This is a genomic window from Pectobacterium colocasium, from assembly GCF_020181655.1.
Taxonomy (GTDB): domain Bacteria; phylum Pseudomonadota; class Gammaproteobacteria; order Enterobacterales; family Enterobacteriaceae; genus Pectobacterium; species Pectobacterium colocasium.
Genome location: NZ_CP084032.1, coordinates 3596219 through 3610961, shown reverse-complemented (window position 1 = coordinate 3610961; position 14743 = coordinate 3596219). Strand labels below are relative to the sequence as shown.

Annotated in this window: 12 protein-coding genes; 7 read left to right on the top strand and 5 right to left on the bottom strand. The window is 55.3% G+C overall.

Annotated features, from left to right (window positions below; translation table 11 throughout):
• Positions 1 to 82 precede the first annotated feature (82 nt).
• From mrcB to fhuB, 4 genes are all read left to right on the top strand, one after another.
• The gene (gene mrcB, locus LCF41_RS16315) at positions 83 to 2560 is read left to right on the top strand and encodes a bifunctional glycosyl transferase/transpeptidase (RefSeq protein WP_225085482.1); all 2478 of its coding nucleotides are present in this window, start codon (positions 83 to 85) and stop codon (positions 2558 to 2560) included.
• 618 nt (positions 2561 to 3178) lie between these two features.
• Positions 3179 to 3976 (top strand): Fe3+-hydroxamate ABC transporter ATP-binding protein FhuC, encoded by a 798-nt coding sequence (gene fhuC / locus LCF41_RS16310; RefSeq protein WP_225085481.1) that lies wholly within the window; start codon positions 3179 to 3181, stop codon positions 3974 to 3976.
• A 16-nt stretch (positions 3977 to 3992) separates the two neighbouring features.
• Positions 3993 to 4919 (top strand): Fe(3+)-hydroxamate ABC transporter substrate-binding protein FhuD, encoded by a 927-nt coding sequence (fhuD, locus tag LCF41_RS16305; RefSeq protein ID WP_225085480.1) that lies wholly within the window; start codon positions 3993 to 3995, stop codon positions 4917 to 4919.
• Positions 4912 to 6942: a Fe(3+)-hydroxamate ABC transporter permease FhuB gene (gene fhuB / locus LCF41_RS16300; protein ID WP_225085479.1), complete on the top strand. Its 2031-nt coding sequence runs from the start codon at positions 4912 to 4914 to the stop codon at positions 6940 to 6942. The genes fhuD and fhuB overlap by 8 nt, the downstream gene beginning before the upstream one ends.
• A gap of 48 nt (positions 6943 to 6990) precedes the next feature.
• Here fhuB and LCF41_RS16295 read toward each other — a convergent pair whose 3' ends face one another.
• The gene (locus LCF41_RS16295) at positions 6991 to 7581 is read right to left on the bottom strand and encodes a LysE family translocator (protein WP_225085478.1); all 591 of its coding nucleotides are present in this window, start codon (positions 7579 to 7581) and stop codon (positions 6991 to 6993) included.
• 135 nt (positions 7582 to 7716) lie between these two features.
• On the opposite strand from LCF41_RS16295, the gene LCF41_RS16290 reads away from it, so the two are divergent.
• Positions 7717 to 9177, top strand: coding sequence for an aminotransferase-like domain-containing protein (locus LCF41_RS16290; RefSeq protein WP_225085477.1), 1461 nt, complete (start codon positions 7717 to 7719; stop codon positions 9175 to 9177).
• Positions 9178 to 9212: 35 nt separating this feature from the next.
• Here the strand turns inward: LCF41_RS16290 and LCF41_RS16285 are convergent, their stop codons facing one another.
• Together LCF41_RS16285 and hemL are read right to left on the bottom strand one after the other, a co-directional pair.
• Positions 9213 to 9836, bottom strand: coding sequence for a glutathione S-transferase family protein (locus LCF41_RS16285; protein WP_225085476.1), 624 nt, complete (start codon positions 9834 to 9836; stop codon positions 9213 to 9215).
• A 174-nt stretch (positions 9837 to 10010) separates the two neighbouring features.
• A complete protein-coding gene (gene hemL, locus LCF41_RS16280) occupies positions 10011 to 11291 on the bottom strand; it encodes a glutamate-1-semialdehyde 2,1-aminomutase (RefSeq protein ID WP_225085475.1) in 1281 nt (426 codons plus the stop codon).
• A 253-nt stretch (positions 11292 to 11544) separates the two neighbouring features.
• Here hemL and clcA point away from each other — a divergent pair, with 253 nt between their 5' ends.
• Together clcA and erpA are read left to right on the top strand one after the other, a co-directional pair.
• Positions 11545 to 12882 carry a H(+)/Cl(-) exchange transporter ClcA gene (gene clcA, locus LCF41_RS16275; RefSeq protein WP_250160559.1) on the top strand — a complete coding sequence of 446 codons (1338 nt, stop codon included), beginning with the start codon at positions 11545 to 11547 and terminating at the stop codon, positions 12880 to 12882.
• A 79-nt stretch (positions 12883 to 12961) separates the two neighbouring features.
• Complete coding sequence (gene erpA / locus LCF41_RS16270) at positions 12962 to 13309, top strand: iron-sulfur cluster insertion protein ErpA (RefSeq protein ID WP_225085473.1); 348 nt, start codon at positions 12962 to 12964, stop codon at positions 13307 to 13309.
• Positions 13310 to 13402: 93 nt separating this feature from the next.
• Here the strand turns inward: erpA and LCF41_RS16265 are convergent, their stop codons facing one another.
• Both LCF41_RS16265 and btuF read right to left on the bottom strand, forming a co-directional pair.
• The gene (locus tag LCF41_RS16265) at positions 13403 to 13681 is read right to left on the bottom strand and encodes a hypothetical protein (protein WP_225085472.1); all 279 of its coding nucleotides are present in this window, start codon (positions 13679 to 13681) and stop codon (positions 13403 to 13405) included.
• Between the two features lie 231 nt (positions 13682 to 13912).
• Positions 13913 to 14743 (bottom strand): vitamin B12 ABC transporter substrate-binding protein BtuF, encoded by an 831-nt coding sequence (btuF, locus tag LCF41_RS16260; RefSeq protein WP_225085471.1) that lies wholly within the window; start codon positions 14741 to 14743, stop codon positions 13913 to 13915.

Sequence of the window (14743 nt, the reverse complement as noted above, 5' to 3'; positions counted from 1 at the left end):
CCAAAAAAGGGGCTGGAAACAGAGTAGGCGGCTTGAGCGCACTGCAGATAGCCGTGAACAACCTGATGGAGAAGTTATTGTAATGTCTGGGGATGACCGCGAACCTATCGGACGCAAAGGGAGAGCGCCAAAACGTAAACCTGAACGCAAACAGGCCATACGACGTCGCAGGGATGACGACTATGATGATGATGACTACGATGATTATCAGGACGACTATGACGACGATGATGACGACGGCGACGAAACCATGACGCGTAAATCGCAGAGAAGGCGACGTTGGCTAGGACTGGCGATTAAACTGTTCCTGATCTTTGCCGTGGCGATGGCGATCTATGGTGTGTACCTCGACAGCCAGATCCGCAGCCGTATTGAAGGCAAAGTCTGGCAGTTGCCCGCTGCCGTCTATGGCCGCATGGTCAACCTTGAACCCGGCATGGCCTACAGTCAGAAAGAGATGGTTAGTTTGCTGGAAGGCATGCAATATCGTCAGGTAAGCCGGATTACCCGTCCGGGCGAATTTAGCGTGCGCGGCAACAGTATCGATATGCTGCGCCGTCCGTTTGATTTCCCCGATGGAAAAGAAGGGCAGATTCAGGCGCGTCTGACGTTTGCCAACGATCGCCTGTCGCAGATCCAGAATCTGGACAACCAGCGCAACTTCGGCTTTTTCCGTCTCGATCCGAAACTGATCACCATGATGCAGTCGCCAAATGGCGAACAGCGTTTATTCGTGCCGCGTTCCGGCTTCCCCGATCTGTTGGTTGATACACTGGTTGCGACCGAAGACCGCCATTTCTATGAGCACGACGGTATCAGCCTGTACTCCATTGGCCGTGCGTTTTTAGCTAACATCACGGCGGGACGGGCGGTACAGGGCGGCAGTACGCTGACGCAGCAGTTGGTTAAGAACCTGTTCCTGACTAACGAGCGTTCGCTGTGGCGTAAAGCGAATGAAGCCTATATGGCGTTGATCATGGATTACCGCTACAGCAAGGATCGTATCCTTGAGCTGTATCTCAACGAGGTGTACCTCGGTCAGAGCGGTAACGACCAGATCCGCGGTTTCCCGCTTGCCAGCCTGTACTACTTCGGCCGGCCAGTGAATGAACTGAGCCTCGATCAGCAGGCATTGCTGGTGGGGATGGTGAAAGGGGCGTCGCTGTATAACCCGTGGCGTAACCCGCAGCTTACGTTAGAACGACGTAATCTGGTGCTGCGCCTGTTGCAGAATCAGCAAGTTATTGATGCCGATCTGTACAACATGCTGAGCGCGCGTCCACTGGGTGTGCAGCCAAAAGGCGGCGTGATCAGCCCTCAGCCCGCGTTTATGCAACTGGTGCGTCAGGAACTGCAACAGCGGCTTGGCGACAAGGTTAACGATCTCTCTGGCGTGAAGATCTTTACCACGCTCGACCCGGTTTCGCAGGATGCGGCGGAAAAAGCGGTTGAAGTCGGGGTTCCGGCGCTGCGCGCAGGCCGTAATGTCAGCGATCTGGAAGCGGCGATAGTGATTGTCGATCGTTTTAGCGGCGAAGTTCGCGCGATGGTCGGCGGTTCTCAAACGCAGTACGCCGGGTTTAACCGTGCGCTACAGGCGCGTCGTCCCGTCGGGTCGCTGGCGAAGCCGCCGACCTATCTGACCGCGCTGAGTCAGCCGGATACCTATCGTCTGAATACCCTGCTGGCGGACGAGCCGCTGTCGATCAAACAGCCTAACGGACAGCTGTGGCAGCCGAAGAACTACGATCGTGAGTTCCGTGGCCGCGTCATGCTGGTTGATGCACTGGCGAACTCGCTGAACGTGCCTACCGTCAATCTGGGGATGGCCGTGGGGCTGAATCAGATTACGGAAACGCTGAAGCGTCTGGGTATTCCGGAAAACGTGATTCAGCCTGTACCGGCGATGCTGCTCGGTGCGATCAGTCTGACGCCGATGGAAGTGGCGCAGGAATACCAGACGATCGCCAGCGGCGGCAACCGTGCACCGCTTTCCTCACTGCGTTCGGTGATTGCGGAAGATGGGACAGTGCTGTACCAGAGCTTCCCGCAGGCTGAGCGAGCGGTCCCCGCGCAGGCGGCCTATCTGACGCTGTATGGTATGCAGCAGGTTGTTGAACGCGGTACGTCGCGTTCGCTGGCGGTGAAATTCCCGAATTATCATCTGGCGGCGAAAACCGGTACCACCAATGACCTGCGTGACAGCTGGTTTGCCGGTATCGACGGTAAAGAAGTGGCGATTAGCTGGGTAGGGCGTGATAACAACGGCCCGGCCAAGCTGACCGGGGCGAACGGTGCGCTGACGATTTACCGTCGCTATCTGGAAAACCAAACGCCGCTGCCGTTAATGCTGACGCCACCGGAAGGAATCACGACGATGACGGTGGATGCCAGCGGTAACTTTATCTGCAACGGCAGCAGCGCCGGGCGCGTACTGCCGGTCTGGACGGATAACCCGCAGGCGCTGTGTCAGGCGAGCCAGCCACAGTCTTCCGCACAGCAGGATCAGCAAGATGGAGAAGGCGTCGCCGATTGGATCAAACAAATGTTTGGTCAATAATCTATCGTTGCTTCAACTGGTTGCCGTCTCTTAGCTATATCTTATGCAGCCTGAGAGACGGTTTCGTGCGCTTACAATACGGTTATTTTATGCTACCGCGTAGCACGCGCCCGACACGAGGCGACTCAAACGCCGCCGCCCCGTGACCCCAGGCTTTCGGCGGAAATTATGCCGCTGACGCGGTACCTTCGTCTGTATCTGGCTTAGCGGACCGCTTGCGACACGTTCCCTACGTGGCGCAAGCTTTCGCCGCGTCCTGCGGCTCATCCGAAGCCAGCTACCTCCTCAGCATAATTTTTTACGCCTGACCACGGCAAAAACCGCGATACTTCTAGACTTGTGTATAAGGGACAGGATTAATTTGGGGGTATTTTTTTGTGCCTGCTATTTTGAGTCGAGCACCGCATCCTGCCTGAGACCGCTTTTCCTGACATGCCATTCTGTTGCTGACAGGTAAAAGTCTTGCGATTGGTATTCTGTTGCGCCTATCATGCTGCCTTTATCGTAATCATTATCGTTCTCTTTTAGCCCGGTTGTTACGCGGGGAATTCGAGAGTGACGGGTGTCGCGATCGCGGCTTACTCCTGTCCTTCAGTGACACTAAAAACCAAAAACGCTATGCAAAATCAAACTGTACTGCCTGATACCACCTTCAGACTGGACGAAGTCAGCTTTTCCGTCGCCGGACGCACGCTGCTACACCCGCTCTCTATCACGTTCCCCGTCGGAAAAGTGTGCGGTCTGATCGGGCACAACGGCTCAGGCAAATCGACCTTGCTGAAAATTCTTGGCCGTCACCAGCCTGCCAGCAGCGGAACCGCATTGCTGGGAGAACAGGCGACCGGAAGCTGGGACAGCAAATTATTCGCCCGTCAGGTTGCCTATTTGCCGCAGCAGCTTCCCGCTGCCGAAGGGATGACCGTGCGTGAGCTGGTGGCCGTAGGGCGTTACCCGTGGCATGGCGCATTAGGCCGTTTCGGCAGCGCCGATCGGGAAAAGGTCGAAGAAGCCATTACGCTGGTGGGATTAAAGCCGTTTGCTAACCGTCTGGTGGATAGCCTGTCCGGCGGTGAACGGCAGCGAGCCTGGCTGGCGATGACGGTGGCACAGGATAGCCGCTGCCTGCTGTTGGATGAACCGACCTCCGCACTGGATATTGCGCATCAGGTTGAGGTGCTGGCGCTGATTCAGCGTATGAGCCGCGAGCGCGGCATCACCGTCATTGCGGTGTTGCATGATATCAACATGGCTGCGCGCTACTGCGATCATCTGGTGGCGTTGCGCGGCGGAAAAATGATTGCGCAGGGTGAGCCTGTCACGTTGATGCAAGGGGACGTGCTGGAAGATATCTACGGCATTCCCATGGGCATTCTGCCTCATCCGGCGGGTGGCGCGCCGGTCAGCTTCGTTTGTTAACTCGGTTTTCCTGCTCATGATGCCTGAATTTTCTTCTTCTCCATCCTCTCCCGATCCGCTACGCCGTCGTTTGCTGACGGCGCTGCTATTGTCCCCGCTGGTGTATTCTGCGGCGAGCCGGGGAGCCACTGCCGCGTTTCCCGATTTAAACCGCATTGTGGCGCTGGAGTGGTTGCCTGTTGAACTGCTTCTGGCGTTGGGCATCACGCCCTTCGCGATTGCGGATAAACATAACTACAACCTGTGGGTGAAAGAGCCAGCGCTGCCTGAATCGGTGATTGATGTGGGGCTGCGTACCGAGCCCAATCTGGAATTGCTGACGCAAATTCGCCCGTCCCTGATTCTTTACTCTGAAGGCTACGGCCCTTCGGTCGCGAAAATGTCCCGTATTTCTCCGCTGCTGGGCTTTGGCTTCAGCAACGAACAGGGAAAACCGCTGACGTCGGCACAGGCGTCGGTCATGAAACTGGCCGATGCGCTCAATATGAAAGCGGCCGGAGAACGGCACCTGACGGAGCTGGCGCAGTTTCTCCAGCAGGAAAAAATCACGCTCCAGCCTTACACTCAGCGGCCTCTGTTGCTCATCACGCTGGTAGACAGCCGCCATGTGTTGGTGATCGGCAAGAACAGCCTTTTTCAGGAAGTGATGGATCATATAGGGATAGAGAATGCCTGGCGCAGCGAAACCAGCTTCTGGGGCAGTACGATTGTCGGCATTGAGAGCTTGGCTGAGATCGGCGATGCCAACGTACTCTGTTTTGAACACGGCGATAGCGCCATCAGCGCTCAGCTTGATAGTAATCCGCTCTGGCAGGCCATGCCGTTTGTGCGTAACCAGCGTTTGCAACGTGTGCCAGCTGTCTGGCTGTATGGCGGAACGCTCTCGGCGATGCGCTTCTGTCGCGTATTGAATCAGGCATTGGAGGCGAGAAATCATGGCTAATCCTCTGTCTGTTGGTTCCTCGCCCGCGCATCAACGCGTGAGTCATCCGCTGTTGCTGCCGGTGGTCGTGATCGGTTTTCTACTGATCGTGATTCTGGGTATGGGCAGCTACAATTTGCAGCAGCAATTACCGGTATCACAGTGGCTTGAAGGGCTGACTCAGCCCGTCTTGCACAATATGCAACAGCTTCTTTTTCATTACAGTCTGTTGCCACGCATGGTGCTGGCGTTGTTGATTGGCGCGGGGCTGGGGCTGTGTGGCGTGTTATTCCAGCAGGTTTTGCGTAATCCGCTGGCCGAACCGTCAACGCTGGGGATTGCCACGGGTGCACAGCTCGGGATCACGGTGGTAACGTTGTGGGCGCTGCCCGGCGGCATATGGATCCAGCAGGCTGCGGCGATGATCGGCGCGCTGGTGGTGGGGGCGTTGGTTTTTGGCGTCGCCTGGGGCAAGCGGTTATCGCCGGTGACGCTGATACTGGCGGGGCTGGTGCTGAGTTTCTATTGTAGCGCGGTCAATCAACTGCTGGTGCTCTTCCACCATGAGCAGCTTCAGGGCTTGTTCCTATGGAGCAGCGGCGTACTGAACCAGCAGAACTGGAACAATGTACAGTTTGTGCTTCCGCGTCTTCTGGTGTGCTTCTGCCTGGCGCTGCTGTTGATTCGCCCGCTAACGCTGTTGGGATTGGATGATGGCGTCGCGCGTAATCTGGGGCTTGGGCTGTCGCTGGCGCGTTTGAGTGCGCTGGGGTTGGGGATTTTCCTGTGTGCCCAGTTGGTGAATGCGGCAGGCATTATCGGTTTTATCGGCCTGTTTGCACCGCTGCTGGCGAAAATGCTGGGTGCACGGCGCTTGTTTCACCGCCTTTTGCTCGCGCCGTTGTTGGGGGCGCTGTTGCTCGGTGTCGCCGATCAGGGCGTTATCTGGCTGAGTCGTGTGTGGTTTGAGGTTCCAACGGGTGCCGCGACGGCGCTGATTGGTGCACCTCTTCTACTGTGGCTACTGCCGCGCCTGCGTAATAGCGGCCAGCCCGCGATGATCGACAGCAACAGCACGCCGACGGCTGAACGGCACCTGTGGGGAATATGGCTGGTACTCGGTCTTGTACTGTTGGGCATGGTGGTACTTGCGGCTCTGATGCTAGGGAAGAATGCTGAAGGCTGGCAGTGGGGCGGTGGCGATGTATTCGCGCAATTGCTTTCGTGGCGTTGGCCCCGGGTTCTGGCGGCGCTAACGGCCGGGGTGATGCTGGCGATCGCAGGAACGTTAATACAGAAACTGACGGGTAACCCGATGGGCAGCCCGGAAGTGCTGGGAATTAGTTCCGGCGCGTCGTTTGGCGTCATTATTTTGCTGTTCTTCGTTCCGGGCAATGCATTCGTATGGCTACTTCCTGCCGGTAGCGCGGGTGCGGCACTAACGCTGCTGATTATGGTGATTATCGCCGGACGCGGTGGTTTCTCGACGCAGCGTATGCTGCTGGCGGGGATTGCGCTGAGTATGGCGTTCTCCACGGTGATTGCGCTGCTGTTAGCCAGTGGCGATCCGCGGATGGGGACGGTGCTGACCTGGCTGTCAGGCTCAACCTACGCGGTCGAGCCGGCAGACGCAATACGCACGGCGGTGATTGCCGTTCTGCTACTGTTGATTGTCCCGCTGTGCCAGCGCTGGCTGCGTATTCTGCCGCTTGGTACCACAACGGCCAGAGCGCTCGGCGTGGCTGTCACGCCAGTTCGTCTATTGGTGTTGCTGCTGGCATCGGTGCTGACTGCGATGGCAACCCTGATGGTTGGGCCGATGAGTTTTGTCGGTTTAATGGCACCTCACATGGCGCGAATGCTGGGCTTTAACCGCGTGTTGCCGCAAATCGTCAGTTCAGCATTGATTGGTGGCGCGCTGATGGTGATGGCGGACTGGTTTGGTCGCATGATCCTCTTTCCGGCACAGGTTCCGGCGGGGTTACTTGCGACGTTTATCGGTGCGCCTTACTTCGTTTATCTGCTCCGCAAGCAGGTAAAATAACGATAACGCGGGCTGAGGCGGGAAGAAAAAACCGCCTCAACCGTGTGATTAGCGGGAGAGATTGATGGCTTCAGCCAGCATCCAGCATGTGGTGAGTAGCAGAGAAAACGCCATGACGCCGTTGAAGGCTTTCAGTTTCCACGGTTCCTGAAGATGTTTGCCGATGCGATCGCCGAGCGCTGCCCAGACTAAAACGCAGGGCAGATTGAGTGCCATAAAGGCGATGACCGTAGTGAAAAGGCCACCGCTGGCGGTATAAAGCAGAGCGATGTTGCTGGCCATTAGCCAGGTCTTCGGATTCACCGCTTGAAATAGCGTCCCTTGCAGTGCAGTCATCGGCTGTACTCGCCCTTGTAATTCCGGTGCTGATGAGCGCACGATTTTCCACGATAGCCACAGCAGATAGGCGCATCCCAGCACGGTAAGAGGGAGGCGAATGACGCTCATCCAGCTCAGCAGAAGTTCCAGAGCCACACCCATCAGTGCGGTTTGTATCCCACAGCCAATGGTAATGCCCACCATCATCGGTAATGTACGACGCAGGCCAAAATTGACGCCTGACGTTGCTAACAGCAGATTATTGGGTCCCGGCGTGATGGACATGACGGTGACGTAGCTGAAAAAAGAAGGGTCGAGCATGGTGTTATCCTGATGATGGGGAAGAACACTATGGTAGGCAGAAAAAAGAAATGGTTACAGATACACAAAACGATTATTGTAATGGGTACAAAATGCATTAATCCTTAACTGTACTCATTGGCTGGCGGGGGAACTGTGTCCATTATCGACTCACAAGAAAGTACGCTCTATCAACAGCTCGCGGAAACCTTCGCCACTGCTATTCATCAAGGGACGTTAGCGCCGGGAAGCCGCTTGCCCTCTATTCGTCGCGTCGCCGGATCGCATCAGGTGAGCGTGAATACGGTATTGAATGCCTGGCGTATCCTCGAAGATCGCGGGTTGATCGAAGCACGGCCGCAGTCCGGCTATTTTGTACGAGGACGTTTGCCGTCACTGACGGAAAGTAAGCCTCATCGTGCGCAGGTGATTGTGCCGGGCAGTGAGAAACTGGATCTGATTGATACGGTGTTTGCTGCTCAGACGCACCCGGATTACACCAACATTTCTCTGGCGTGCCCACAACATGCCGATTTCTATCCAACCGAAAAGATCAGCCGTATTACCGCTTCCTTGCTGCGGCGACAGCCTGAGCTGATTGGTCGCTATGCGTTACCGCCGGGCAGTGAACGGCTGCGGCGCGAAGTGGCGCGGCGAGCCATGGACTTGGGTATGACATTGACGCGTGAAGACATCACGATCACTCATGGCTGCATGGAGGCACTACAGCTGGCGCTGCGCACCGTCACGCAACCGGGTGACTGTGTTGGACTGGAAACGCCCACCTATTTCTATCTCTTTCCTCTGCTGGCCAGCCTGGGATTGAAAACGGTAGAAATTCCCACCGATCCGCAACGTGGCCTCGCGCTGGACGCGTTGGAATTGCTGCTGTCAGAAGGGCGGCTACAGGCGATTATCGCGATGCCGAATGCCCAAAATCCGCTGGGATGCAGTATGACACTGGCGGATAAAAAGCGGCTGGCAAAGCTGGTGAATGACTATCAGGTTCCGCTTATTGAGGATGGGTTATACAGCGAACTTCAATTTACCTGGCCGCTGTCGCCGACGGTGAAAGCCTTTGATCGCGAAGGGTGGGTGATTTACTGCTCCAGTTTCACGAAAACGCTGGCACCGGATTTTCGCATTGGCTGGATGGCGTCAGGCCGTTTCCGTGCCAAAGTGGCGCGGCTGAAAGCGGTATCGTCAATGGCGGAATCGGCGCTGCTATCGGAAACACTGGCGCAGTTTCTGGAGTCCGGCGGTTACGATCACCATCTGCGTACGCTGCGCCGTCGCTATGCCGCACAGATGGATGAGGCCCGTGGGCTGATCGCCCGACACTTTCCACTGGGGACACGGGCGACGCAGCCACAGGGCGGTTTTGTCTTCTGGCTGGAATTACCGGGCAATGTGGATGGTGTTGAATTGTTCCATCGCCTACTACAAGAGCAGATTTGCGTCACGCCCGGCGAGCTTTATACGCTGAGTGGCCGCTGTAAGCACGCGCTGCGGCTCTCGTGCTGCTACCCGTTTGATGAACGCTACACGTATGCACTTAAGCGCGCGGGGGCGCTGGCGTGTGAAATGAGCGGTATCGGGCCGGGTAGCGCAACGTAGTCCTATCCCTATGAACGTAGCTGAATAAACATCGCTTATGGCGTGCCGTTTCGTCCCCAGGTCAGGTAGCCTGCACGTGCGCTTAAGCGCTCATAGTAGGCACGGACGGCGGGATAGTCTGTGTGCTCTAGCGGCGTTTCATACCAGCGATTTACCGACAGCCCGATGGGAATGTCGGCCAGTGTAAAGGTGTCTCCAGCAACGTAGTGGCCGGTTCGCTCCAGTTGTTGATTCAAAATACCCATGGTGCGTGACCAAAGATTGCAGGAGGCGGCCAGCAGTTGCGGATCCTGATGGGCGGGAGACTGGCGTACCAGTGACATAAAGGCGTAACGCCATGAAGGATTGAGCTCATTGGCCTGCCAGTCGATCCATTGATCGATCGAAGCTCGGATGCGTGGATCTTGCGGGTAGAGCCAGGCTCCGTCCTTCGCATTGGCGAGGTAACGTATAATCGCGTTCGATTCCCACATGACGAAATCCTCGTCCTGAATAACCGGTATCATGGCATTGGGATTGAGCGCTAAAAATTCCGGTGATTGCGGTGACTGATAGCCCTCACCCCAATCTTCGCGGTCGAAGGAAATCGCCAACTCATCACACAGCCACAGCACTTTCCGAACGTTGATCGACGACGTGCGCCCTAGAATCTTTAACATGATCTCTCCGCTATTTTCAGGAACATAGACTTACTCATAACCAATTTGAGACGGCTTGTCATTCTCAAACGAGAATCCTGACGAAAAAAGCGGGGAGGGGAGTTCATGGAGGCTGAAACAACGGATGAATACGACGGCGTCAGTGTTAGTGAATGACGCCGTCGAGATGCGCTTTTACAGGCGTGAGAAGCAGCGCTGCGCGGCTTCGATGGTGCGTTCGATGTCCTGTGGCGTATGCGCCAGCGACATAAAGCCAGCTTCAAAAGCGGACGGTGCGAGATAAACCCCTTCTTCCAGCATCATGTGGAAGAACCGCTTAAAGCGTTCGACGTCGCACTTCATCACATCCTGATAGCAGGTGACGCTCTCTGCATCGGTGAAGAACAGGCCAAACATACCGCCCGCCTGATTCACGACCAGCGGAATATTTTCGGCTTTCGCCGCAGCCAGCAAGCCTTCTGCCAGCTGATTGGTCAACGCGGTGAGCTTTTCATGTACGCCGGGTTTCGCCACTTCCGTTAAACAGGCGAAGCCTGCTGCCATCGCAATGGGGTTGCCGGACAGCGTGCCTGCCTGATAAACCGGACCGGTCGGTGCCAGCGCTTGCATGACTTCACGCTTACCGCCGAATGCGCCAACGGGCATACCGCCGCCGATGATTTTCCCCAGACAGGTCAGGTCCGGCACCACGCCATAGTGTGACTGTGCACCTGCCAGTGCGACACGGAAGCCAGTCATCACTTCATCGATGATGAACAGGGCACCAAACTCGTCGCACAGGGCGCGCAGGCCGGGAAGGAAATCTGGCAGCGGTGGAACGCAGTTCATGTTGCCTGCGACGGGTTCGACAATGATTGCAGCGATCTCGTCAGGGTATTGCTCAAATGCGGCACGAACGGATGACAGATCGTTATACACGCAGGTCAGTGTGTGGCGAGCAAAGTCGGCCGGAACGCCGGGGGAGTTCGGTTGACCGAGCGTCAGCGCACCGGAACCGGCTTTCACCAGCAGGCAGTCGGCGTGGCCGTGGTAGCAGCCTTCAAATTTGATGATTTTGTCGCGGCCGGTGTAACCACGCGCCAGACGGATTGCGCTCATGGTGGCTTCTGTCCCGGAGTTGACCATCCGCACCATATCCATGCTGGGCACCAGGGAGGTCACCAGACGCGCCATCTGCACTTCCATCTCTGTCGGCGCGCCAAAGCTCAGGCCGCGTTCTGCGGCGGCGATCACCGCATCACGAATTGCCGGGTGATTGTGCCCCAGCACCATCGGACCCCACGACCCCACGTAATCAATGTACGCTTGCTCGTCAGCGTCGTAGAGATAAGCGCCATCAGCCCGTTCGATGAACAGCGGAGTACCGCCAACGCCGTTAAAAGCACGAACGGGTGAGTTCACGCCACCGGGAATAAGTTGCTGTGCCGCAGCATACAGGCTTTCAGATTTGTTCATTACGCGGTCCTGACTGGTCTTGATCGTAAAATGTAGGGGTATTCTAATGAACTGACCGCCGTTATGAAATCGCTGTGCGAATACCATTGAGTTTTCTTTGTTTTGCTCTGAGCGATCATGGGCACCATTACCTTAAAAGGAGTAAGATTGACTTCTCTCTTATTCTGATGTGGCAGTACGACCTGTGGTTAAATTATCTACCGCTTCCTCGTCTTCTTTCTCTGCAACGCGCAAAGCCGCAATAAAACAGTTTATGCGGCAGGATAAAACGCCCGTATTGATTTTACTGCTGGCAGCCGCTGTCGGCTCTCTGGTGGGATTACTCGGGGTCGCGTTTGAAAAAGCAGTCAATGGGGTGATGGCGCTTCGTATGACAACGCTTGCTGAATTCTCGGACCGCAGTTTTATCTGGGTGCTGGCGTTTGGGATTTCAGCGCTGTTGGCGCTATGCGGTTACTTTCTGGTGCGTTACTTTGCACCGGAAGCTGGCGGCTCGGGGATTCCTGAAATTGAAGGGGCGCTTGAAGAACTGCGTCCTGTGCGGTGGTGGCGCGTGATTCCAGTAAAATTCTTTGGCGGCATTGGAACGCTCGGCTCGGGTATGGTGCTAGGCAGAGAGGGGCCAACGGTTCAGCTCGGCGGTAATGTTGGTGGAATGATTGCCGATTTATTTCTCCGAAAACGACAGGAAGGGCGGCATACGCTTTTGGCCACGGGGGCGGCGGCGGGGTTATCCGCTGCGTTTAATGCGCCTCTGGCGGGCATTCTTTTTATTATTGAGGAAATGCGTCCTCAGTTTCGCTATAACCCTATCTCGATCAAAGCCGTCTTTATCGGTGTGATTATGTCGAGTATTGTCTTCCGCGTGTTTAACGGCGAGCGAGCGGTGATCGATGTCGGGCAGCTTGCTTCTGCGCCGCTGAGTACGCTGTGGCTTTATTTGCTGCTCGGCATGATCTTTGGTGTGGTTGGCGTGATCTTTAACCAACTTGTGTTGCGGACTCAGGCCGTTTTTTTACGCTTTCACGGCCAGCATTTATCTCGATTTTTACTGGTTGGCGCGCTGGCTGGTGGCATCTGTGGCGTACTGTCTCTGGTATTCAATGAGGCAACCGGCGGTGGTTTTGCGTTAATTCCTGCTGCGGCGGCCGCGCATTACAGCATTGGCATGCTGCTCGTTATTTTTGCCGTACGTGTGCTGATGACATTGCTGTGTTTTTGCTCCGGGGCTCCCGGCGGTATCTTTGCCCCCATGTTGGCATTAGGAACGCTATTAGGTGCGGCATTCGGTATGACGTCGGCGCTGCTGTTCCCTGATTATGCGATTGATGCGAGTACCTTTGCGATTGCGGGAATGGGGGCGCTGTTCGCGGCCTCCGTACGGGCGCCCTTGACTGGGATCGTGCTGGTGCTGGAAATGACGGATAATTATCAGCTGATTTTGCCGATGATAGTGACCTGTCTGGGGGCGACGTTGTTAGCTCAGTTCCTGGGAGGCAAGCCGTTGTATTCGTCCATTCTGGCCAGAACGTTACAGCGCCAATTACAGGCTGAGGCGGAGATAAATTCAACAACCGCTGTCAAATCTTGAACGTTTTCTCATCCTGCCGGATAATGAGCGTATGAATGTGGGTCTATCACCTGATAAGCCCTGAGTTGGGAGTAAAAATATGAGCGACGATATAGCAGCACTGCCTCTGCAATTTACTGATGCAGCGGCAAGCAAGGTGAAAAACCTGATTGCTGATGAAGAAAACCCAGAGCTGAAACTGCGTGTATATATCACGGGCGGCGGCTGTAGTGGCTTCCAGTATGGTTTTACCTTTGATGATCAAATCAACGACGGCGATATGACGATTGAGAAGCAAGGTGTGTCGCTGGTGGTTGACCCGATGAGCCTGCAATATCTGGTTGGCGGTGCGGTGGATTATACCGAAGGGCTGGAAGGTTCTCGCTTTGTCGTGACAAACCCGAATGCGAAATCCACCTGTGGCTGTGGTTCCTCTTTCAGCATTTGATTCTGCATTGCGGTTATTGACCGACTAAAAAATAAAAACCGTGTCCTGACAACAAGACACGGTTTTTTTATCGCAGGTGTGTTTTTACTGTGATTACCATTCGACCGTAATCAAACGCGTTTCCGTACCCTGCGTTGTTTTTGCCGCAGACGTCGAAAATTTTGCCTGATCGATCTGAATACGTGACTCCGTAATCTTAGGTTGTGGTACAGAGGCTACGTTACATGTCATTTGATATTGACCGGATTGAGGCGTTACGCCGCACGCCGGTTGTATGGTCAGTTGAGCGTTAATTTGCCCGCCCTGACTCCCTGCATATGCCGTGCTACAGGCCGCCATCAGTAAGCCCGCGTAAAGCAACGCATTTTTCATAGTTAAAGCTACCTGGTGTTAAAGGAACCGATACCGATTCAAAGTTTTCTCATTTCGTATTGCTTTGGCGTTATCGCCGGGTGGTAATCAACACCATGAGTGATGCCTATAATTCCACCGTTGCGTTCAGATTATCGGCAAATGTTGGCGAAATAAAAGCCTGCTAGTGTTACAACTTGTATACTAATGAAGCTATTGTTATCGGAATGATTTCACTGTGTTAATTAACAATCACTTCGTTGACGAAAATGTGGATCTTACTTCTGCCAGCTGAGAACAAATTTGCTGGGCTGCCAATAGCAAACGAGGGCTGCTGCGGCTAAACCAGTCTTCATTGACGGTCATCACTGGCACCGCTAATTGTGGCTGCCAAAACGCCTGCACGCTGGCAATCCTTTCTGGCGTCCCACCAACAATAATGGCCTGTGGCTGCCGCCTTAACACCTGTTCGCGACTGACCTGCGGCCAGGGCACCGGGCTGTCGCTAAAGACATTTTCTGCACCGCACAGTGAAACGATTTGGCTTTGCAGCGTCGCTTGAGAAGACGTAAACAGCGGCTGAGTGCCGAATTGAATGAATACCCGCAACGGAGCGGCATTATGCCTCTCGTTAGCGTGCTGGAGTTTGCCTATTTCTTGCTGAAAATCTGTCGCAGCTTGTTCTGCTTGCTCAGGATGGCGGCTGTAGGTCGCCAACTGCCTCAATGATGCAGGGATATCGTCTAACGTTTTCGCATCCAGATAAACGATGGGTATCGAGAAGTTGGCAAGTTGCTCCAGTGGTCGCTGCGGGTTGCCCTCGCGCCAGGCCAGAATCAGATCGGGCTTGAGGGCGAGGATTCGCTCCAAATTGATTCCCTGCCAGGAAGCCACCTGTTCCAATTTTTTCGCTTCTGGCGGGTAATCTGACCAGGCACTGACCGCAACCAACTGTTCGCCCATGCCTGCCGCATAGGCCATTTCCGTCGCGTGCGGTGCGAGACTAATGACGCGCTGCGGAATGGCGTAAGCGGCGGTGCAGAGCAGTAGCCCGGTTAGCCAGCAGAAGAACCTGACTGTCAC

Coding starts and splice junctions, on each gene's coding strand:
- mrcB (WP_225085482.1), top strand. CDS start 83: ATGTCTGGGGATGACCGCGAACCTATCGGACGCAAAGGGAGAGCGCCA.
- fhuC (WP_225085481.1), top strand. CDS start 3,179: ATGCAAAATCAAACTGTACTGCCTGATACCACCTTCAGACTGGACGAA.
- fhuD (WP_225085480.1), top strand. CDS start 3,993: ATGATGCCTGAATTTTCTTCTTCTCCATCCTCTCCCGATCCGCTACGC.
- fhuB (WP_225085479.1), top strand. CDS start 4,912: ATGGCTAATCCTCTGTCTGTTGGTTCCTCGCCCGCGCATCAACGCGTG.
- LCF41_RS16295 (WP_225085478.1), bottom strand. CDS start 7,581: ATGCTCGACCCTTCTTTTTTCAGCTACGTCACCGTCATGTCCATCACG.
- LCF41_RS16285 (WP_225085476.1), bottom strand. CDS start 9,836: ATGTTAAAGATTCTAGGGCGCACGTCGTCGATCAACGTTCGGAAAGTG.
- hemL (WP_225085475.1), bottom strand. CDS start 11,291: ATGAACAAATCTGAAAGCCTGTATGCTGCGGCACAGCAACTTATTCCC.
- clcA (WP_250160559.1), top strand. CDS start 11,545: ATGCGGCAGGATAAAACGCCCGTATTGATTTTACTGCTGGCAGCCGCT.
- erpA (WP_225085473.1), top strand. CDS start 12,962: ATGAGCGACGATATAGCAGCACTGCCTCTGCAATTTACTGATGCAGCG.
- LCF41_RS16265 (WP_225085472.1), bottom strand. CDS start 13,681: ATGAAAAATGCGTTGCTTTACGCGGGCTTACTGATGGCGGCCTGTAGC.